The organism is Mucilaginibacter sp., assembly GCF_965200995.1.
Classification (GTDB): Bacteria; Bacteroidota; Bacteroidia; order Sphingobacteriales; family Sphingobacteriaceae; genus Mucilaginibacter.
Genome location: NZ_OZ241743.1, coordinates 1,650,072 through 1,670,452 on the forward strand (window position 1 = coordinate 1,650,072; position 20,381 = coordinate 1,670,452).

Here is a 20,381-nt window from a genome sequence, read left to right on the forward strand (position 1 = left end):
TTTTTACGTTCGGTTGTCGCCTGTTCTCTTTTTTATTAAATAAATCTCCTGAAATCCTAAAAATTTTAGTATATTTATATTGTTAATGAATTTTGCAGATGAAATAGCAAGCTGGTACAAGCAGCATAAGCGTAACCTGCCCTGGCGGCATACTACAGATGCATACCTGATCTGGCTTTCAGAAATTATATTACAGCAAACCCGCGTGGAGCAAGGCCTGCCTTACTACAGGCGCTTTGCAGAAGCTTACCCAACGGTAGCTGATTTTGCGGCTGCAAGCGAGGATGAAATATTAAAGTTATGGCAGGGCCTGGGCTATTATTCGCGCGGGCGCAATATGCTTACAACAGCCCGGCAGGTAATGGCTGAACATAACGGCCGCTTTCCAACATCTTATGAGCAGCTCATACAACTAAAGGGTATTGGTGAATATACGGCGGCTGCTATTTCTTCCTTTGCTGCTAATGAGGCCAAAGCGGTGGTAGACGGGAATGTGTACCGGGTGCTGGCCCGTTATTTTGGTATTGATACCCCGATTAACAGTACCGAAGGGATCAAGATATTTCGTAAACTGGCTGATGGAGTATTGAACAGAGATCAGCCCGCCCTGCACAACCAGGCTATAATGGAATTCGGGGCGATGCTGTGCAAGCCTAAAAGCCCGGCCTGTGGCACCTGCCCGGTACGTCAGGAATGCCGGGCCTTTTTGAACAATGCGGTTGCCCAATTACCGGTAAAGCTGAAAAAGACTAAGGTTAAAGAACGCTTTTTTACTTATTTTTTGGTGTTGGATAATGATCGTATCCTTTTAAACAAACGAAATGACAACGATATATGGGCTAATATGTATGATTTACCATCCGTTGAAACCATGTCGCCGGTATTACCGTATGCATTAATACAACAGCCGGAAGTGCAGGCTTTTTTTGGTGCCGGTAATACCATATCAGAAGTATTTGGGGCTCAAATACATGTACTTACACATCAACGTATTCATGCAAAGTTTGCACAGTTAGCCCGTCCGCCAATTCAATTAAAACAAGAATGGTTTTTTGCAGAAGTAGAAAGTTTAGAGCAATATGCGCTTCCTAAAATCATTTTTACATTTTTAACTAAATTTTTTAATTTAAAATATAATTCTCTATTTTCGCTTTAAGTATATGTCTGGTATTAATAAAGTAATTTTAGTGGGTCATTTAGGAAAAGACCCCGAGGTGCGGAATTTGGATGGCGGTGTTTCAGTTGCCAGTTTTCCGTTGGCTACTTCAGAAAGTTTTAATAAAGATGGCCGCAAAGTAGAACAAACCGAGTGGCATAACATTGTGATGTGGCGAGGGCTGGCCGATGTAGCTGCCAAGTTTTTGCAAAAGGGCAAGTTGGTGTACATTGAAGGTAAATTGCGTACCCGCACCTTTGAAGACAAAGGCGGCGTTAAAAAGTATACCACTGAAATAGTGGCCGAAAACTTTACGATGCTGGGCCGGAAAAGCGATTTCGAGAACGAAGGCGGACAGCGCCAAAACTACAAAAATGAAGGCTTGGAACAGTCATTCAACGGTACTGCTGATGATGATTTGCCTTTCTAAGGGCAATACGGTATAATAAAAACCTAACAGGCCGTTTGCTATTGTAGACGGCTTTTTTTATGCCTGAGGTGTGCAGGCAATTTTATGTACCGGAACTATGAAATCCTAAAGTGGCACCTAATGCTATTGATCTCGCTTACCGGTTGCAGCATTACAGGCAACAGGGCCTGCTCCTTATCTCTTAAAGCTGTGTGCTATACGTGGCGGCACCTCCGGTATTCTTCACGTTAATTACACCACATCTCTTTAGTTCTCTCCAGGTGGTGATGAGCATTTTTGGAATCAAGCCTACAGCTGCCAGAATTTACCCGAAATGTGCGTTACTTTTCCGCAATGCACAGATGATGGGTTTCCGCTTGGTGCAAAGTATAGCCATAGAGCTGTGCATAGGGCAGGCACAGTATAAATATGCGCTTTTCGTTTTGTGGTTACCTTAAAGTTACTACTATTAATCTTGCATGGTTACTAATGTAAACTATTATTAATTACTTTGCGTAACTAATAAAAACACATATGAACTACGAACCATTTTTTCAACCGTTTCAATACAAAAACCTACACCTGCGCAACCGCTTTGTAATGGCACCTATGACACGCGTATTCTCGCCCGATGGTGTACCCACCGCCGAGGTAGCTGAATACTACGCCCGCCGTGCCGCTGCTGAAGTTGGTTTGATTTTAACCGAAGGCACAGTGATTAACCGCCCTGCTTCTAAAAATGCCAAAGATATTCCTAATTTTTATGGCGATGCCGCATTGGCCGGCTGGCAGCAAGTGGTGAATGCCGTGCATGGGCAGCAGGGCGCTATAGCCCCGCAACTGTGGCATGTAGGCGATGTTCCGCTGATGGGGGAATGGCGGCCATCATTACCTATGGAGAGTCCGGAAAGTATGTCGGCCGAAGATATACAGGCCACCATTAAGGCTTTCGGACAAGCGGCAAAGGATGCGCAAACTTTGGGCTTTGATGCTATTGAGATACACGGGGCGCATGGTTACTTGATCGATCAGTTCTTTTGGGAGAAAACCAATACCCGTACTGATGAGTATGGCGGTAAAACCCTGAAAGAAAGAAGCCGGTTTGCCGTAGATGTTGTAAAAGAAATACGCCGCCAGGCAGGGCCCGATCTGGTGATCCTATTACGCCTTTCACAATGGAAACAGCAGGATTACAGTGTACAACTGGCGCAAACATCTGCGGAAATAGAAGAATGGGTACAGCCGCTGGCCGAAGCCGGGGTTGATATCTTCCATGCCTCGCAACGCCGCTACTGGGAACCGGAATTTGAAGGCTCGGATTTGAATTTTGCCGGCTGGATCAAGAAGATTACCGGGCAACCTACCATCACTGTAGGCTCGGTGGGCTTAAGCGGCGACGTTATGGGGGCCTTTACGAAAGGTGAAGGTTCCAGCGTAACCGACATGGCCGAACTGCTGCGCCGCTTTGAGCGCGGTGATTTTGACCTGATCGCCATTGGCCGTTCTATACTGCAAGACTCCAACTGGGTGAAGAAATTAAAAAATAATCAGTTCGATCAGTTGCAGCCCTTTGAGGCGGCAAGCATGGCAAAGTTGTATTAAATGAAACGGGGCTGTATCATAAATCAAGGTACAGTCTTTTTATTTAATGCGACTTTTAATTAAAGTCTAGCTAATTCATAGGTTAAAACAAATTTAACAGAAGTATCAACTTAAAGCGCGTCTTAACTGCCTCCACATAAATAAGTTATTGCTCAATCAGTTCTACTGAATTTCCATCTGTAGCTAAGTTCTGCAATTACTTTCCATTGGCGCCTGCTATTAGTAATTGTTCCAAAATTTCGGTGTAACCGCGCTCACTGGCAAAGTCCATGGCACTGCGGCTTTCGTTGTTTACGGCATTTACATTTGCTTCCTTTTCAATCAGCATAGCCGTAAAATCGTTAAAGCCACATTGTGCGGCTACAAGCAGCGGCGTTTCGCTGTAACTATTACGCGAGTTGATATCTGCCCCGGCACCAAGCAGTAGTTTGCCTATATGATAATTACCTGTACCGGCGGCATAATGCAGGGCTGAGTTTCCGTTTAAAAGGTGCAGGTTAGCATCAGCCCCGCTTTTCAACAGTAGTTCGGCCAAATGAATATTGGAGTTGTTTACGGCCAACACCAACGCAGTTACCCCATCATTGTTTAGTTCGTTTACGTTGGAATCATTGGCTTTCAGCAGCGCTTTCACCGTTTCGCTCCGGTTGTTATAAACCGCCTGGTGCAGCGGGGTGTTGCCGTGGTCATCTTTTTGCGCTACGCTCTCGTTTGAAATTGCAGCAACTAAATCGCGCATTCCGTTGGCTGTGGCGTGGTCAAGTACGTTATAACCCGTATTATCTTTAACTACAGTATTGGCACCCAAGCTAATGAGGTATAAGGCCGTTTCTGTTTTGTAAGCCAGTACGGCATAAAACAGCGGCGTTTGCCCGCTGTTACTGGCAGCATTTACATCGCCGCCGGCATCAACGAGCAGTTTAATGGCCTCTTTGCTACCCTGACGTGCGGCCATATGCAGTGGCGTTTCGCTGGTGTTATTGGCCAGGTTAACGTCAGCCCTGGCGTCAATTAGCAGCTTGGTGATATCTTTGGCCCCTTTACTGCAAACATAATATAGAGGTGTATTGCCTAAGCTGTCGCGCTTATCTACATTAATGCCTCCTTTTTTCAGAAAAGCCTCTACAATTCCTTTTTGCGCATTTTTACATGCGTTTATAAACATGTTGTCCATAGTGCCTTGCTTACCTGTTTAGTTCATGAGTTGTTTAACTACAGCCTCGTTGTTTTGCTGAATAGCCACGTCCATTGCCGTTTGCCCGGCGTTGTTCACCCGGTCCAGTGTTGATCGGTCCTTTTCCAGAATTAAAGAGATTGTTCTCTTGCCCGACATCTGATCAGAATTTCCGGCGGCATAAATCAAGGCAGTATTGCCTGATTGGTCAACATAGGTAACGTCAGCATCATTATCCAGCAATAATTCAGAAATGCCATATTTCATTTCGTTGCCCCGCTCGGCGAATGTCATCAAAGGCGTTTTACCCGATTGATTTGGTTGGTTCACATCAGCTCCGGCATCAATCAACTCCTCGGCTAATGTAGTATTCAAATCAGCCAGATAACCTGCCTGGCATAGCAGGTTCAGGGCGGTATTGCCTTCATTGTCCACAGCAGCATTCGTATCCAGTCCGCCAGCCAACAAGAAGCGCAGCATTTTTACAATGTCTTTACTTTCCCGGCTAATTCCCCTGCCAAAATTGGTCATCGCCTTAGTGAGCAGATAATAGACTGCCGTTTCACCGTTGCCTGCCCTGAAGTTAACATCGGCACCACCTTTGGCCAGCAGCTCTGCCAAAGGCGCAGAAGCGTATTCGCAAGCCAGCATGAGCGGCGTGCGCAGGTACTGGTCCGATACCTCGTTAAGATCCGCGCCGCGCTGTATTAGCGCCTGCACCGCTTCGGCATCCCGGTTCAGTACGGCCTCATGCAGGGTCATCCCGCCGGTGGCCACATCGCTTTCATCACCTGAAAGCAGTGCTGCTATCTCTTTTACACCGCTGCGCTGGGCATAAGCTAGCGGCGTGGTACCGAACACATCCTTGTCCTCGATATCTATGCCGCCCTTTTCCAAAAGTACGCGTATCGTTTTGGTGGCTGCGGCTACAGCGCCGGTAATATCTTTTCGGTTAGCCAATTTATCACATATCGTATGCAGCAGGTTCATGCCCCCGGCCTCAGCAGCGTCCATCCTGACGCCGGCTTCACCCATAGCCTGTAAAAAGGGCCATATATACAGCAAACCTGCTTCAAAGTAGGCCAGCTTTCCCGAATCATTTTTCTTTTTGGGATTGACGCCCGCCTCCAGTAAACCCTGAGCGGCATAGTAAACCTGCACCGCTTTTTCTTCAAGCTTCGGATCGCTAAGGTCAAACCTGGTATTAGTAAGGGCGTGCAGCGCTGTGTTGCCGTATTGATCTGCAGCCGGTTTTAGCCCGGCCTCTTTTAAAAACCGGATGGCCTCCGCATCAGTGAAACGAGCTGCCAAATGGTACAGGCTCTCTCCATAATCATTGGTTATAGTAATAGCAGGCAGCTGCTTGTACAAGCTTAATATATCGACCTGATCACCTGCCGATGCAAACATATTGCGCTGGTAGGCATCCCTAATTTCATTAAATTCTGTTGTCATGGGGGGGGGCGGCTAATTTAAGTGCATTTATAATATTTTTGTATCCTTTGTGAGCAATCGGTGTGGCAATAGCAATCACCTTTGCATAATTGCCCAGTTGTAACCAGCAATCTGTTTTAAGCCGAACGACGGCATCATGGCCTAAAGCAGGAAAGCTTTTCATGTAGGCTTCGCTGATTCCATGCAAATAGTCATCTGTTTGATTTTGCTTGTTTTTGATTTGCCTGTAATCGCTGTCTGTCTGCAGTTGATTGCCGTTGCTCACTTGCGGGGTAAGTTGAATCCTTTCCAACCGGCTTAAAGCTCCCCGGTAATTACCGCTCCAGTGCAGGCACAGTGCCATATTGTAAAGCGCAGCGGTTGAAGGGGACTGCTGATTGATCAGCACTTCGTACGCTTCTGCATAGCGCTGTTGCAAGAGTAGCTGAATAACCAATGCTTCTGTGCTTGAAGCAGTGTTGTTGGTAGCTGTTGTTCCTAAAAGCATATTTGCAGGTTGTTCATTTGAATTAGTCAGGCCCGATCACACCGCGGCTATCCTGTTTTAAAAACGTGGTTGTAGCATTATCTGCAAGCGCCTGCAGCTACTTCCATAAACAGCGTTGATCTAAAACCACAACGTTCTCTATTAAAGAGGAATCGTAACAGTTGTACAACGCAAAACTCCTTCAGGTATTTGGCCTACTTTTGAGTTCCGTCAGTTTAGCCAAAAGCGGAACTTTGTGTTGCCGCGTAAAGGTGACAAATTTATCTTCTTTTATAGCTAAACGTACCACCATGGGAAGCCAAGGATACACCTTGTGGGCCAGCATTTGAAAGTTTCGTCATTTTGGGCAGCAGCTAAAGCTTGGTTGGCATATGGTTCGATCTTGAGCCAGTGTTCTGCCATCGCAGGTACTAAAGCATTCATGATTTTGCCGGTGAGATCGCTATTCTCAGCGCCATTATCTTTGTTTTAGAAGGGATGACAACATTAGATTTTTTTAGTTATGTTTTGGTTTTTAGTCGTTCAAATAACACCCTTTTTCTGATTTGGTTTCAATTGCAAGCTTATGTTGGTTTCCAATTTGACAATGATAGCTTCTTAATAAATTTCTGATAATTCTGAAGAGTAGGAAAATAGCTCTTAAGGCAATATACAAGATGTCTATAGATGTTTATCGATGAACCTCATTCATGGCACCGATATGGTGACTTTTCCTACGGGCTTTACGCAGGCGGCCCAAAGATCAAGCCGGTGCGTGACAACCGCAGTAGCCACTGCAAAGGCGCCTTTTATGAGTACCTGTTGCTGGCCAGAGCCAGTAAGTTCAGCGGGCAGCTTGATTTTGTGTTCACGCCTAGGCAGGCCCATGGCTCAGCATGGCCGAAACTGGGTTTTTCGCCCTGTTCAGGCACTGCCTGAACAGGTGCATCAGTAACCTGAAAGAATTCAGGCAAACTGCAGATGCCTGGGCAGCGCAACAAAACCGGCAGCAAATCAAGATACACTGGAGCTTTAATTTCAAACAGGCCAGAAACAAAACAGCTTCCCAATACCCAAAAGTTAACCCTCAAAACTAAGTTGACCATGCACTGTGTAAAGGTTTGATTGAAATTCGGTTAAAAAAATAAGTGTCTGCAGCTTCTATCCAGCCACTTATAACGGCATATTGATTTGCCAGAAGTTATCTCATAAATGAAAAAAGGACCTCATCAGGGTCATAGAACAAGCTAAAAGTACAAAAGCTTTGAAATTTTCATCATGATACTCATACCTGACCACTGTTCTGCGGTAGTTAAACGGTCAGGCAAAGAAGTGTTCCACTTTCCACTTGCGCTTTCTGCTGCCCTGTGTCTTTTTCTTTTTGCGCCCTGCCCTGTGCGGAGCAAGCAGTTCAGTGCCTGCTCACTTAACCGTTTATCCAGCTTATCTGAGTCATACACTTTATCACTAATCAGCCGCTCGGGATGCGGAAAATAAAACCGTCTTACAGCGTTTGCTCTGCCAGTGTTACCTCAGTGGAGAGGCACTGTGGACTAAGGCAGATAGTATAGCACCGGCAGCGTCTGTGATTACCATGATTTTGGTGCCTTTTCCTTTCTTAGTTCTTCCCATTAGTAAGCTCCTTTTTTTGCCATACAAAACGTACCATCTGTAACGCATTAGCTCAGATTGATGTTGCCTAGCTCGTAAAGGTCAATGGCCGAGGCTTCAATAATGGCCGTAAACATCCCGCTTTTCACCCACTACTGAAACCTGCGATGACAGGTCTGATAGGATGGATAACCTGCCGGCAGGTCTTTCCAGGGTGTACCTGTTCGTAATATCCACAGCACCCCATCCAGCCTTTCCCGCTTATTGCACCAGGGACGGGCTTTGCCATCTGTTCGCTTAATGCCATCCGGCACCAGGTTTTTAATCTTCTTCCACTGCTTGTGGCTTAACTTGCTCACATAACAAATTTATTATTTTACCATTTATGAGATAGTTACTAATCAGTTTTTTAATCAATCTTTTTTTGGTAAGAAAAGAAGCAAAGTACAGCAAACACTATACATACCACCAATCGAATCGACAAGTTGTTTACTTATGATTTGAACCAATCTTCTGGAACCAAAATGGTAATGCACGAAAAGTTGTCCGCTTGCCCTTCTTTTTGTTTTGCACATTCGGGGCTGCTAAGGCTAAACAATTTTAATGTGCATCTTTTGATCATGATGGTGCGGATAAGGCCGTTGAACATGCAGCTGCTAACGATGGTTCTTTTAAGCTTATCATTCTAAAAACTTAAAAATTTGCATCCTTCAAAAATTTGCATACCTTTGTACTGTAATAGTAATTAATACAGTTGAATAATATTGAATTTGCAACGGCCATTCATATACTCACGTTGCTTGCAATCACCGGAGAGTATCTGTCATCTTCTTACATTGCAGGCAGTATCAACATCAACCCTGCTATGGTACGTAAATCGTTAAGCGTTCTCCGTGCACAGGGTTTTGTGGAAGCTAAGGAAGGCAATGGCGGCGGAACGGCGCTTGCAAAGCCTGCCGGTAAGATTATGCTGTCTGATATTTACCAGGCAGTAAATAAAGCACATTTATTGGGCAAGCTGAATAGGCCCAATCCTGAATGTAAAACCGGAAAACAGATCAATGCTCACCTTACCGAACTTTACAACCAGGCTGACGATGCATTAATTAATAAGCTGAGCACAATAACACTGGCAGATTTTTGTAAAAAATTTAATTAATTTTTTTAACCAATACTGTAACAAATTTTATTACAGTTCTTATTTACCAATAAATATATTAAACATGAAAGTAGCATTAATTGGAGCAACAGGCTTCGTAGGAAAAGCAGTATTAAATGAGTTGCTGCAAAAAGGGCATCAGGTAACAGCTATAGTTCGCAACGCGGAAAAGTTGGAGCCTAAGATTAATTTATCAAGCGCTAACATCAACGCAACTGAGGTTGAGGCGCTTGCCAATGCCGTTAAAGACCATGATGCCGTAATCAGCGCTTTTAATGCCGGCTGGACCAACCCAAATCTTTACGAAGATTTTCTGAACGGTTCAAAAGCTATACAAGAAGGGGTAAAAAAATCGGGTGTTAAGCGCATGCTGGTTGTTGGCGGTGCAGGCAGCTTATTTGTTAATGGTAAACAACTGGTGGATGCACCGGATTTTCCCGCCGAATACAAAGCCGGCGCAACAGCCGCGCGTGATTATTTGAATGAACTTAAAAAGGAAACCGAGTTAGATTGGGTATTCCTGAGTCCTGCTGCAGAAATGCATCCGGGTACATCCGGCGTTCGCAGGGGCGCCTACCGTACCGGTAGCGATAATCCGGTATTCAACGAAGAACATCGAAGTATTATCTCAGTAGAGGATATGGCTATGGCTATCGTAGATGAGATTGAGCAGCCCCGGCACAGCCGCCAGCGTTTTACGGTTGCTTACTAAGTTGCCGTCCGATAGCATGATAATTCGTTTAGATATGGAATGCAGTATAAACTGCTTTTTGAAATTTTCCCTGATATGACCAGGAAACGCTATTACACACTAATCCTGGTACTTGGCGCCCTAACGGCGCTGGCCCCATTTTCAATTGATATGTACCTGCCGGGTTTCCCGGCAATCGCCAAAAGCTTTGGGATCGGTATCGGCAGGGTAACGTTAAGCCTTTCCAGCTTTTTTACGGGCATAGCTTTAGGGCAGGTGCTTTATGGGCCTTTACTTGACAGGTTTGGCCGCAAAAAGCCCCTTTATGCAGGTTTGAGTTTATACCTTATCGCTACTGCAGGCTGTTATTTTGCACCATCCATCGGCATACTGATTGGATTGCGATTTTTGCAAGCCATAGGCAGCTGTGCAGCCGGAGTTGTATCAATGACCATGGTTCGCGATTTGTTCCCGGTAAAAGATAATGCCAGGATATTTTCACTGCTGCTGCTGGTTTTGGGTGCGTCGCCCATGATAGCCCCCACTATAGGCGGATTTATTGTAACAGCATTTGGCTGGCCAACAATCTTTATTGTACTGTTCCTGATAGCGTTTATTATTCTGATAGCAGCTTATACCCTGCTTCCGGAGTCCGGGCAAACTGATACTTCCCAACCGTTTAATATAAAGTCTGTTACCGCAGGATATTGGCAGGTCATCAAAACGCCCTCGTTTGTTACTTATGCTGTTGGCGGCGGTATGGCGTCATCCGGCATGTTCGCTTATATCGCTGCTTCGCCGGCCATATTCATGGAAGGTTATGGGGTATCCGGCCATACTTACGGATGGATATTTGCTATAATAACTATGGGTTTTATTGGTTTCAGCCAGCTCAACAGGGTTTTTTCCAAACATTTCAAAGCAGCACAAACAGCTTTCGGGGCGGCTGCCATTATGGTAATAATCAGCGTTGTTATTTTGTATGGTTTATATCAGGGATGGTTTGGAATGGCAGGAACTGCAATCCTTATCTTCATCTACCTCGGCTGTATCGGTATCATAAACCCCAATGCCGCTTCATTATCAATGGCATCCTTTGAAAAGAAAGCCGGGTCTGCTGCCTCACTGTTCGGATTGATACAGTGGTCGCTTGCGGGCATATCGGGGGTGGCTGTGAGTTTATTCAAAGGCCACTCGCCCGTCCCTTTGGCCGGAATTATGGCCTCAACAGCAATTATCGCTTTGTTTGTTTTCTTTATAGGCGGTACAGCTATTAATAAGCAATGTAAATTACAAGTAACTAATCAATAATTTATGCAAAAGAACATGGTAAGGATGCGCCGTTTGGGTTGGGCGGGCGCCGAAATAGAATTTGACGGTCAAACCCTGGTGATCGATTACATTAAGGATACGTCGCCTCTTGTACCGCTCCGGAGTGCCGATGAGCCCTTTCCGCCATCGTTGCAGCCTGGCGCAGCAGCAGGCGCACTGCTTACTCACCTGCATGCAGATCATGCAGATCCGGGCGCTATAGCGCAGGCACTACGCCCCGGCGCCCCGGTGTTCAGGCCGGCCCCGGCAACCGGCGTTGAAGCGGATTTGCAGCTAACCAGCCATGCTGAGGCACAATTTGGCAAATATGATCTTGCAACCAAAGTAGTGGGAGACTGGGAGGAGCACAGGGCAGGGCCATTCCGGGTATGCTCAGCGCCGGCGGTTGACGGGTTTGGAGACAGGCAGATCAGCTGGATTGTAGAATGCGGCGGACGCAGGATATTCCATGGCGGAGACACGCTGTTTCATGGCTATTGGTGGCGGATTGCAAACCAATTCGGGCCTTTTGACGTGGCTTTCCTGCCGATTAACGGCCCCGTCGTTACATTCCCGTTCCTGCAGCCGCCAAGTACGCTGGAGGCTGTTATGACGCCCGAAGAGGCTGCTGTAGCAGCGCATATCTTACAAGCAAAGTCGGTTGTGCCTATTCATTACCAGTCACTCCATATGCCGCCTATTTACGTAGAAACGCCAAATGCCATTACACGGCTGTATGCATCATTAAATGAATTGAATATCCGGGCTATAGTTCTTGATCCGGGTGAGTGGGTTAAGTTGGACTAAATTAACGTGAGTTCAGTTTAAGCGGCCAAAAGTAGTTGATTATCGTTGTTTTGAAATTAGATGTTTAAGGAAGGTTTTTAAGGAAGAAGTGATAAGCACAAAGGGCTCCCATAGGATTCATCAAGAAGTTGTTCACCGACCTATGCCTGGTATGCTGCAGTTTGCATATGTTTTCCAATTCACCAATCCCGCATTCGATAATCGCTCTTTTTCTAAGCATGATCTTGTCAGCCTGGGAGATATTAAAGGCCTTCATGTTTTTGCGTGGTTTGGTGATCATCTGGATGCCGTTACCCCATTTCAGTTCGGCCAATGCTTTAGCGATATAACCTTTATCACCAAATAACTTACCAAATATCTGTTCGGTCATTGAGGTCATTAGCTTTACGTTCCGGTCGTCAACATTGCCTTTTGTAAGGTAAAAGATAGCATTTCGCCTTTGTCGTTGATAATCAGGTGTAGTTTAAAGCCACAAAACCAACCAAGTGAATATTGTCTCCGCTGCGCCACCGAATCAAATACCTTATGGTTATGGATACGCCTGTTATGGTGTACCTTAATATGCGTTGAACCGATAAAGTTAATGCCACGTGAGCGACCAGGCAACGCGTTTTCAAAAACAGCATCATCGGTACAGCTACCCTTTGCTGTAATTCCACAAAGCGGTTGTAAGGAACCGAACTGCGAAAACAGTCTTTGTAGTATAAGCAAATACGAGCTAAATAAAAGTGCTTGAAATTAGTAAAAATGAGCGCTGTATTAAGCGATCAGAATAGTGGAGATATCGCTGTCTGAAAGCGATGCTTTTCTGTTTCTGACCTTGCAGTTACCTGCGTCCAACTGGTGTTTTTTGATTTCAAGCTTAAATTCTTTGCAGAAGTCATCCACCTTAACGAAAATTTCTATAAATTTATCTCTGAGCATTGGAAGTTCTATTAACATATATAATTGAATTTCAATTGGTTATTCACGAAAACCGTACCCTTTGCTCTCTTTTCTAATACTTTTATTGTTCCGAACTCACGTTAAATTAAAATTTGAACAAGCTCTTACATATGTCGGTACAGAATGCACTTTATTTCATCAACAAATGCCGGCAAAACAAAGTTCCGAAAGCGGTTGAGGTAACGTCTATGCCACACCTGGTATCTATAGCTTACGAAGAAGGAATAATATTTTCAGTAGAAGAATTAAAAAAGGCCTTTCAAACTGACTGGAAAATGCGGTGGATTAAATTTGATAAAAAAGTTATTGAAACCCGTTAGCCCGTTTATGTTATCAATTGCTCAACTGCAATCGGCCTATAATAATGAGCAAACGTTAATTATCCTATTAGCAAGGCTGTATTTCGGCACCCAAAACGTTAAAGAGGTCGGTAGTTTTTTAACTAGTAATGCAATTAACTGGCCTGCATTTTATCAAAGTGTATCTGTTAACAACATTAGGGGCTTTGTTTATGATGTTGTTTCTGTCAACCAAATACCGGTTGATGCACCTACTTTCGATAAATTAAAAAAAGATGCGGAAACCATCACCCGACAAAACTTTTACCAGTTTAAACTAACCCGGCAACTACTAACCGAATTTGAACAATTAGGTGTAGCAATTATTGCGTATAAAGGTATGGCGCTGGCCGGGAAGTACTACAGGCAGCCTTTTCTGCGTGAAAGTACGGATATAGATTTTTTGGTTGATAAGGGCAGTGTTGAAAGAATCAGGAGCCATTTATATCAATTAGGGTACCGGTCAAAGTTCGATGCTGCCGACCGTTATTTGAGTTATCTCATCAGTCATCATAAAGAGTTGTCTTTCCGGCCACCCCCGCACCCATCAGGGCTGAACTGTTCGGTAGAAATACAATGGCAGTTGCTGGAACATTACTTTGATCCGTTTCCCGATTTTTCGTTTTTTGCCCCTCAACTGGCTGAGCACCTAAGTGATAAGAATACAGGTTTAAGTCCGACTCACGATTTTATATGCACCGCTTCGCACCACTTGATTAAAGAGCCATTGTGGAAATTTAAAAATTTAGTTGATTTAGCGTGCATGATTCAGGCGGCTGATGAACAGCTTAACTGGCCTTTTATTCATCAAGTATTCAAAAAGTATGGCTACGCTGGTTTTCTGTTCTCGGGATTGACGGCATTAAGCGAAGTATTAGGAATAGCGCAGGGCCACTTGCAGTTTCCCCAAGCCAGGTACAGCTTGTTTAAAGCAGGCCGGTACTCCAATCAATGGCAAGACTATATGCAGCTGTGGCGTATCATCGGCGCTCATCAAAGTCCCGGTCAAAGGGTACGATTTAATACCAAAGCCTTGTATGGCTTGTTACAGCCCAATTTAAACGATTTAAAATTGGCACGCCTGCCGGCATGGGCCGTACCCTTGCTGATACCGCTTAAGCCCTTTAGGTTGATGTATGAACGGTTAATTACCAAAAAGATCAAAAAAAATAAGTAACCAGATAGCCAGCTTACTTAAGCATACAGCAGTATTTGTTTAATACATAGAGGACGGTTGCAGTTGTAAAATTTGTTTGCAGGTCTTTTACCAGCCAGGTATCTGCGCCGCCGGCAGTGGCTGCATTACCCGGCATGGGCACTCTCAACTCGGCAGACGCTGCCCAGTTGCCAGATGCCTGTTGGGTGTTCAGCAAATATTTTACGGCTTGTTCAATATCCGCCTGGTATTGGCGGTTATTATTAGTGGCAAGCAATATCTTTAAAAGTAGCGCTATTTGAAAACTTTTTCCTTGCACTTGTAAAAGTTTAGCCAGTTCAGTGGTTGCCCACTTGGTTGCCTTAAATGCAGGCCCGCTATGTTCATATGCATTTTCTTTCAATAGTGCTTCTGTGGCTAAGGCTGTTGCATATTCATCTGCCGTCCACCAGTAACTCTCCCAGTACCCCCAGCTGCTTTGATGCTGTAGCAAATAATTCAGGGCTTGCTTATGGCCTGTTAAAGCACAAGCGGCAGTTACGCACAGATGGGCACCTTGCCACCCGCTAAAAGAAGCTTCTTCAGATAATTGGGTCAGTTTGCGTATAGGCTCATCCCCGGCATACGTGGCCACCCCGCCTTCGGCGGTAAAATATCTATTTAGCAGGGTATGCCCCTCTTGTGTAACTATATTGTTTATACCTATACTGTCCGCAAATAAACAAGCCCACGCCGTGCTGTCAGCATCGGCGGGTACCAAGGCATTATAGGCCCATCCGCTGTCGGGTTTAAACCTTCGTTGCAAAGCATCCCAGGCGGTAGCCAAGGGTTGGGTTAGCCTGCTATCGGAAATTTGCGAAATGTGGTAGGCTATATAAGCCGTAACCCATTCGTCACTACGGCCGGCGGGCAGATGAAAATCTTTCCACCAACCCGTTTGCGTTTGCGCTTGCAGTAAAAACTCTATACCGTGGCTAATAGCATTATCTAACTGGTTTATAGCCACCGGCACATTAGTTAGTGGTTTTGGTACCTTCGCTTCTTTTATGCTCAAATCCATCCGCAAATTGCCATAGCCTAAATAAGCCTTTACTTCGGCCTGCTTGCCGGGATGGTAAGACAATTTAAGATGCGATATCTTCTTTTTCAGATAAATAAATTCATGCTCGGGTGCGTATAGTGATTCAAGCCACAAATGTTCGGGCCAGCGGCTCTCTTTGTCCGGAAAAATATCTTCATCCCAATTTAAAATGGCTTCGGCTTTAGCAGGTTCGCACAGCCCCCGGTTTATTAGTTCGGTAATAAAATGCTGCCAGTAGGTTTCTTTAGGGGGCTGTGCGTTCCAAAAGCATTCAAAGCCGATACCGGGGTAAACGCTCTGCCCTAAATCAATACATAGCGTTACCCGGTCGGCATAGCTGTAAACAAAGTCAATACAATCCTTTAACTGCGAGTTTAGCCATTGGTAGCCAATAGCCTCCAGGAAAGGCACCACCTCGGCGGCGGCAAGTTTTTTAATGTTTACTCTTAAAATATCAATATTCCGCGAACAAAGAATACCCACGTAAGCTACTGCAGCGCCGGGTGGGCAGGCATCAATAACGGTATTCAGGGTTGGAAAAAAGCTTTTGTTATATCCTAAAACTTCGCTTAGCAGGGTATTGCAAAATGCTTTACGTTCGGCTGCTGATAGGCTGATGTCTAAGGCCAAAAACAATAGAGGTATGTGATTGCCGGACGGCAGGACATCCAGTTCCAAAAATACTTCCACAATATCCTGGTGGTAGCTCGACAGCGGGTTAGCCCATTTTTCAAAGAAGTTACGCAGCAGCACTTCTTCCTCGCCGGTGCCGCCAAATTGCCTTTCAAACCAATGGAAAATAAAATTCAGGTCGTCTTCGTCCCTGCGAAAGCACAACTGCAAATCTACCTGCTCGCGACCGTTTAAACGGCACTCCAGGCCCAAACGCAAAATTGGGGGAAAAAAGGCAGCCGCATTCTTAAGCAGCCCAAGTTGCATAGGCGAAACCAGCGGGGTTGATAAACTGTCAAAAAAACTTTCCAGTGCCGGCAAGAGCGACTGATCAGCTGCTGGCTCTCCGGGCATTGGCAGTTGTTTTGAGTATAGCCTCATATACTTCGGGCAACCGGGTTATATCATCGGGGGCATGTATATTGTAAACCGGCGTAACTTCTAATAATGTTTTAAGCGATTGAAAGTATAGGCGTACATATGCTTTCGGACTTATGCCCGGCAGCATCATTTCGTTCATCAGCAGGGTAAAGGCTTCGGCTTGCAAGGGTCTGCTAATAAGGGCAACCGGCTTTTCTTGCCGGGGCTGCAACAAAAACACGGCAGCCAAAGGTAACGTAGTGGCTGAAGCGGGTGTTGGAACTTGGGTAAAGTAATACTTCCCCTCAATATGCCGGCCACTGCCCTCAAGGGCATAACCATCGGCGTAGGTAAATACGCTTTTAAGATTGGCTGCAGGTATGTTTAAGGCGTTGACGGTGTTTTGCGTAATTTTTAGGGATACGTCACCCTGGCGTACATTAAAACTGTTGGGCTGCGGTTGCAATACGGCATAATCATCGCACCAAACCGGATGGCCTTGTAAGTGAAAATAAGCAGACAGGGTAGACTTGCCTGCCGTTTTTTGACCGATAAATAAAATTACTTCTCCGCCTATGTTTAAACCGGCGGCATGAAGGCAAAAATAGCCTTGTTGCTGCAGGCAATATTTGGTAATACTGCCCCGGATAAGCGACTGTACGGTTTGGGAAGATGCTGCGCCCGTAAACGTATAATTAACATTTTTGCCATCAGGTGATATCAAAAAGCTTACTTTATCAGTTGAGTCAGCGTATTCAAACAGAAGGCATTCCTGACCAGCAACACTTGTGCCGGTAAAAATGGCCTCCCCATCACCGGCGGAGCCAGGCAGCCTACTGATAACTTGAAAACTGAAGTGCTGCTTCAGCCCTTGAAATTCATGATTGCTTATATGGCTGAAATGGATGCCATAAAGCGACTGAATTTTATTTTGCAAAATCTTATAGGCAAATATTACGATGCATACATATTAGGGCTGTTACTACCCGTATCAACCCCATTGCCGGTAAAAGTTGAATTTGTATTCGTTACCTCGCCAATCTTACCTAAATCTTTAATTTCAGGCTGTTGGTATTGTTTTTTTGTACTGTTGTTTAGTTCCATGATTGCTTGTTAATACTTTGAGTGAAACCTTTGAATCATACTATAACTAATTTACGACATATAAATATATGATGTACTGAAAGGGTCTGCAGCACCATCGCCGTTAGCACCACTGGTTGCAGTAGTATTCGTTACTTCGCCAATTTTACCTAAATCTTTAATTTCAGGCTGTTGGTACTGTTTTTTTGTGTTTTGATTATTTAATTCCATAAGGTTGTGAATTTTCCGAAGATATAAAAATTTATAAATACTTAACGCTGAATTGAATTCCAAATTAATAAATTAATTAGGGCACCAATTTTATTGAAGTCGGCGGCTTTCAAGCTTACCGGATCGTTTACTTCAGCCAGCAGCAAATCGGGCTCAACAATGCCGCTTAAGGACGCAGGCAGGTTTGGCAGCTTTGTTTTTAAAGTGCTGATTGTGCCTCCGGCGTTGAAGTTGTGAAGCGGTGATATACCATAGGCCAGTGTTTTTTGCCTGTGTAAAACCGCTGCAGGCAGGTAGGGCAGCATTGCCAGACGTAATAGCAGCTTCTTATACAATAAATGCGGCGGTACAGCACGTAAAAACAAAAACAAATCGAGCGAAAAAAAAGGCTGCCGGTATTTCATTTTTACCCCGCTGAAACCCGGATGGCTCATTTCAAACAAATATGACCAGAACGGGTGCTGAAACATGCCGCTTGAGGTACGCTGCGGCGAAATCATTAATGTTTGTTTCCGGGCCAGATATTCATCTGTAAAAAAGCCGGGCTTAAACCACGCCGGTACGGCAACTGCTTTAACCTGCTCGGTTTTCATACGTTTTTTAATGATGCCGGTAAGGTCAATAGGCGGCAGCCGGCCATGGGTTTTTAAAAAGCTAACGCCGTTGCGCAGCAGACTGCTCCAGTGCCCTTGTTTGGCATCTTTAAGCCAAAGCAGGGGGTGATATTCAAAAAGCGGGTCTCCGCCAAAACCACACAAGGTTATGCGCGTTGTGGCCAATGTATCGCCAATCATACTCCCTTCTGCCGCCACGGCCGATGCCCCGGCCGGCTCCGGAAACCAGGCTTTATCCTCTTCTGGAAAATTACCGGCGGGTTCATCAGCCAGGTAATGACGTATGGGGATTTGCAGGTGGCGGGCTATCAAATCGGAAAAAAAGCCTTCGCTTTCAATTACAGGCTGGCCCGAAGTGTAATTGTAGGCTGTTAGCTGCATACCCTCATCGCCATATTTGGCCTGCAGCAGCTTTTTACTGACAGCCGTGATGGATGAGCTATCCATACCGCCGCTTAAATGGCACGAGATGCTGCTGTTGCGGGTACGGTCGGCCACGGATTGTTCAAACAGCCGGTAAAAATGTGAAGCACATTCTTCAGTTGTTTTATAGGTAACAGGTTCGGAATATGCAGGTATCTCCCAGTAAGCCGATATCGTTAGCACGCCGTTTCGGTAAACCAGCTGGTGCGCCGGCGGCAGTTTGCTTATGCTTTTATAAATGGTATGATCAAAGCTTTCGTTTTTGCCGATAAAGAAATAATCGCGCAAAACTTCATCATCCAATTGCCCCATAACGCCCGGCACCTGCTTTAGCGCGCGGTAAAAATTGGTTACCCAAAAGCCATGCGGCGTTTGTGCGTAATACAGGGGGATGATACCAAAATGATCCCGCGCACAAAAAAGCGTTTGGGTATGCTCATTCCAAATGGCAAAGGAAAAATCGCCGGTCAAGTGCTGCATCAGCGCTTCGCCCCAGTAATGGTACGCGTACAGCACCAAATAAGCATCCGGCGTACGGCTACTAATGTTGGCGAAATGTTTCTGTAATTGTGTAATCAGCCGGTTACGGTGGTCCAGGCGCACATCGCCCGTAATGTACACTTGTTTGTCAATGGTAAAAGGCATCTGCTCGGTTTCGGTGTCATCCGTTACCTGTAACCACCCAAACCGCATATCGGCGGTAATACTTTTCCAGCGGCCCAGGTAATCATCGCAGCAGGTTGCAATTTCCTGTTGGCATAGGTCCATCAACTCGCTGTTGGCCGGCTTAAGCCCCGGCGATATCAAAGCTGCAAATCCGCTCATTTAAATTTGAGTGCAGGATTTAATTTTTCCTCGGGCAATACAAAGTAGGTGCTGGTGTTTGCCGGATGGTCATTCAGCAAAAGGCCTTCCTTTTCCAGCCAGGCATGAGCATCAAACAAACCTTTTTGAATATTAATGCCAATGCGCAAACTGGTATAAATGCCTTGGCGACGCAAAGCAAACTGCATAGCCAGCGAGCGAGAAAGGCAGCGCCCCTTTAAAAAGGGCTGATGCTTAATTTCGTTAAAAATGGTGGAATAGCGGTCTAAAATAATAAAAGCTTCCTCCTCATCCATCGGTATAGCGGCCGGTACAAAACGGGCTAATATCTTCTCAGTCTGTTTTAAGCCCAACGAACGTAGGCCGACTTCAATCGCCAGCACCAGGCAACGGTTTAAATAAACTACGCGGCGATAGCGTTTTAGCGCTTGGGCAAGCAGCAAAATATTGGCACTACTATACATTAAACTACTGCTATTATTTTTCTGTCTACTAAGCCGCTTATCAATTGGATCATATCCTTCTCCAACAGTTCTGGGCTTACATCATACTCCTGTTGCAAAGTTGATAGTGCTTTTGCTATTTCCAGGTGTTCAGTAAGTAGTTCCCAAAAATGTTTACCTGCCTCGTTCAGTTCATAAAAATCTTCGGTATCCAAATTCATAATCACTAAGCCGTCGCCCAGTTTCTGAACCAGCGCATGCTCCGAAACCTTTATTTTTTTTCCCAATAAATTCATTTTCTCAACTTTAGCAATTATAATCTTAATTTTATTAAATGTAACTGATAGATTTACGCTTAGGGGCATAATT

22 protein-coding genes and 1 pseudogene are annotated in these 20,381 nt (G+C 45.1%); 9 read left to right on the top strand and 14 right to left on the bottom strand.

The window, feature by feature from the left end; translation table 11 throughout:
- Positions 1 to 85: 85 nt before the first annotated feature.
- From mutY to ACY652_RS07800, 3 genes are all read left to right on the top strand, one after another.
- Positions 86 to 1,156, top strand: a complete 1,071-nt coding sequence (mutY, locus tag ACY652_RS07790) for an A/G-specific adenine glycosylase (protein ID WP_462267567.1) — start codon at positions 86 to 88, stop codon at positions 1,154 to 1,156.
- Between the two features lie 4 nt (positions 1,157 to 1,160).
- A complete protein-coding gene (locus ACY652_RS07795) occupies positions 1,161 to 1,586 on the top strand; it encodes a single-stranded DNA-binding protein (RefSeq protein ID WP_462267569.1) in 426 nt (141 codons plus the stop codon).
- A gap of 513 nt (positions 1,587 to 2,099) precedes the next feature.
- Positions 2,100 to 3,167, top strand: a complete 1,068-nt coding sequence (locus ACY652_RS07800) for an NADH:flavin oxidoreductase (protein WP_462267571.1) — start codon at positions 2,100 to 2,102, stop codon at positions 3,165 to 3,167.
- Positions 3,168 to 3,363: 196 nt separating this feature from the next.
- Here the strand turns inward: ACY652_RS07800 and ACY652_RS07805 are convergent, their stop codons facing one another.
- The 5 genes from ACY652_RS07805 to ACY652_RS07825 form a co-directional block, all read right to left on the bottom strand.
- Positions 3,364 to 4,341, bottom strand: a complete 978-nt coding sequence (locus ACY652_RS07805) for an ankyrin repeat domain-containing protein (RefSeq protein ID WP_462267573.1) — start codon at positions 4,339 to 4,341, stop codon at positions 3,364 to 3,366.
- A gap of 18 nt (positions 4,342 to 4,359) precedes the next feature.
- The gene (locus ACY652_RS07810) at positions 4,360 to 5,796 is read right to left on the bottom strand and encodes an ankyrin repeat domain-containing protein (protein ID WP_462267575.1); all 1,437 of its coding nucleotides are present in this window, start codon (positions 5,794 to 5,796) and stop codon (positions 4,360 to 4,362) included.
- Positions 5,780 to 6,283, bottom strand: coding sequence for a hypothetical protein (locus tag ACY652_RS07815; protein ID WP_462267577.1), 504 nt, complete (start codon positions 6,281 to 6,283; stop codon positions 5,780 to 5,782). Before ACY652_RS07815 ends, ACY652_RS07810 begins: the two co-directional genes overlap by 17 nt.
- Before the next feature lie 788 nt (positions 6,284 to 7,071).
- The gene (locus ACY652_RS07820; RefSeq protein WP_462267579.1) at positions 7,072 to 7,368 is read right to left on the bottom strand and encodes a hypothetical protein; all 297 of its coding nucleotides are present in this window, start codon (positions 7,366 to 7,368) and stop codon (positions 7,072 to 7,074) included.
- Between the two features lie 657 nt (positions 7,369 to 8,025).
- Positions 8,026 to 8,232 (bottom strand): transposase, encoded by a 207-nt coding sequence (locus tag ACY652_RS07825; RefSeq protein ID WP_462267581.1) that lies wholly within the window; start codon positions 8,230 to 8,232, stop codon positions 8,026 to 8,028.
- A 395-nt stretch (positions 8,233 to 8,627) separates the two neighbouring features.
- Here ACY652_RS07825 and ACY652_RS07830 point away from each other — a divergent pair, with 395 nt between their 5' ends.
- From ACY652_RS07830 to ACY652_RS07845, 4 genes are all read left to right on the top strand, one after another.
- Positions 8,628 to 9,032, top strand: coding sequence for an Rrf2 family transcriptional regulator (locus tag ACY652_RS07830; protein ID WP_462267583.1), 405 nt, complete (start codon positions 8,628 to 8,630; stop codon positions 9,030 to 9,032).
- 64 nt (positions 9,033 to 9,096) lie between these two features.
- The gene (locus ACY652_RS07835) at positions 9,097 to 9,744 is read left to right on the top strand and encodes an NAD(P)-dependent oxidoreductase (RefSeq protein ID WP_462267585.1); all 648 of its coding nucleotides are present in this window, start codon (positions 9,097 to 9,099) and stop codon (positions 9,742 to 9,744) included.
- 75 nt (positions 9,745 to 9,819) lie between these two features.
- The gene (locus ACY652_RS07840; protein WP_462267587.1) at positions 9,820 to 11,034 is read left to right on the top strand and encodes a multidrug effflux MFS transporter; all 1,215 of its coding nucleotides are present in this window, start codon (positions 9,820 to 9,822) and stop codon (positions 11,032 to 11,034) included.
- Positions 11,035 to 11,037: 3 nt separating this feature from the next.
- Entirely contained in the window at positions 11,038 to 11,841 is an 804-nt protein-coding gene (locus ACY652_RS07845) for an MBL fold metallo-hydrolase (RefSeq protein ID WP_462267589.1), read from the top strand.
- Positions 11,842 to 11,905: 64 nt separating this feature from the next.
- Here ACY652_RS07845 and ACY652_RS07850 read toward each other — a convergent pair.
- A pseudogene (locus tag ACY652_RS07850) lies at positions 11,906 to 12,552 on the bottom strand (IS982 family transposase).
- Positions 12,553 to 12,600: 48 nt separating this feature from the next.
- Positions 12,601 to 12,783: a hypothetical protein gene (locus ACY652_RS07855; RefSeq protein WP_462267591.1), complete on the bottom strand. Its 183-nt coding sequence runs from the start codon at positions 12,781 to 12,783 to the stop codon at positions 12,601 to 12,603.
- A 95-nt stretch (positions 12,784 to 12,878) separates the two neighbouring features.
- On the opposite strand from ACY652_RS07855, the gene ACY652_RS07860 reads away from it, so the two are divergent.
- Together ACY652_RS07860 and ACY652_RS07865 are read left to right on the top strand one after the other, a co-directional pair.
- Positions 12,879 to 13,106 carry a hypothetical protein gene (locus ACY652_RS07860; protein WP_462267593.1) on the top strand — a complete coding sequence of 76 codons (228 nt, stop codon included), beginning with the start codon at positions 12,879 to 12,881 and terminating at the stop codon, positions 13,104 to 13,106.
- Between the two features lie 7 nt (positions 13,107 to 13,113).
- Positions 13,114 to 14,301 carry a nucleotidyltransferase family protein gene (locus ACY652_RS07865; RefSeq protein WP_462267595.1) on the top strand — a complete coding sequence of 396 codons (1,188 nt, stop codon included), beginning with the start codon at positions 13,114 to 13,116 and terminating at the stop codon, positions 14,299 to 14,301.
- A 13-nt stretch (positions 14,302 to 14,314) separates the two neighbouring features.
- Here the strand turns inward: ACY652_RS07865 and ACY652_RS07870 are convergent, their stop codons facing one another.
- Genes ACY652_RS07870 through ACY652_RS07900 form a run of 7 tightly spaced genes read right to left on the bottom strand, consistent with a single transcriptional unit; the run spans position 14,315 to position 20,308 of the window.
- The gene (locus tag ACY652_RS07870) at positions 14,315 to 16,387 is read right to left on the bottom strand and encodes a prenyltransferase/squalene oxidase repeat-containing protein (protein WP_462267597.1); all 2,073 of its coding nucleotides are present in this window, start codon (positions 16,385 to 16,387) and stop codon (positions 14,315 to 14,317) included.
- Positions 16,365 to 17,330 (bottom strand): hypothetical protein, encoded by a 966-nt coding sequence (locus ACY652_RS07875; protein WP_462267599.1) that lies wholly within the window; start codon positions 17,328 to 17,330, stop codon positions 16,365 to 16,367. Before ACY652_RS07875 ends, ACY652_RS07870 begins: the two co-directional genes overlap by 23 nt.
- A 17-nt stretch (positions 17,331 to 17,347) precedes the next feature.
- Positions 17,348 to 17,497 carry a hypothetical protein gene (locus ACY652_RS07880; RefSeq protein ID WP_462267601.1) on the bottom strand — a complete coding sequence of 50 codons (150 nt, stop codon included), beginning with the start codon at positions 17,495 to 17,497 and terminating at the stop codon, positions 17,348 to 17,350.
- Positions 17,498 to 17,548: 51 nt separating this feature from the next.
- On the bottom strand, positions 17,549 to 17,707 hold the full coding sequence (locus ACY652_RS07885) for a hypothetical protein (RefSeq protein ID WP_462267603.1): 159 nt from the start codon (positions 17,705 to 17,707) through the stop codon (positions 17,549 to 17,551).
- Positions 17,708 to 17,748: 41 nt separating this feature from the next.
- On the bottom strand, positions 17,749 to 19,569 hold the full coding sequence (locus ACY652_RS07890; RefSeq protein WP_462267605.1) for an asparagine synthase-related protein: 1,821 nt from the start codon (positions 19,567 to 19,569) through the stop codon (positions 17,749 to 17,751).
- A complete protein-coding gene (locus ACY652_RS07895) occupies positions 19,566 to 20,033 on the bottom strand; it encodes a lasso peptide biosynthesis B2 protein (RefSeq protein WP_462267607.1) in 468 nt (155 codons plus the stop codon). The genes ACY652_RS07890 and ACY652_RS07895 overlap by 4 nt, the downstream gene beginning before the upstream one ends.
- Positions 20,033 to 20,308, bottom strand: a complete 276-nt coding sequence (locus ACY652_RS07900; protein WP_462267609.1) for a PqqD family protein — start codon at positions 20,306 to 20,308, stop codon at positions 20,033 to 20,035. Before ACY652_RS07900 ends, ACY652_RS07895 begins: the two co-directional genes overlap by 1 nt.
- Between the last annotated feature and the right edge of the window lie 73 nt (positions 20,309 to 20,381).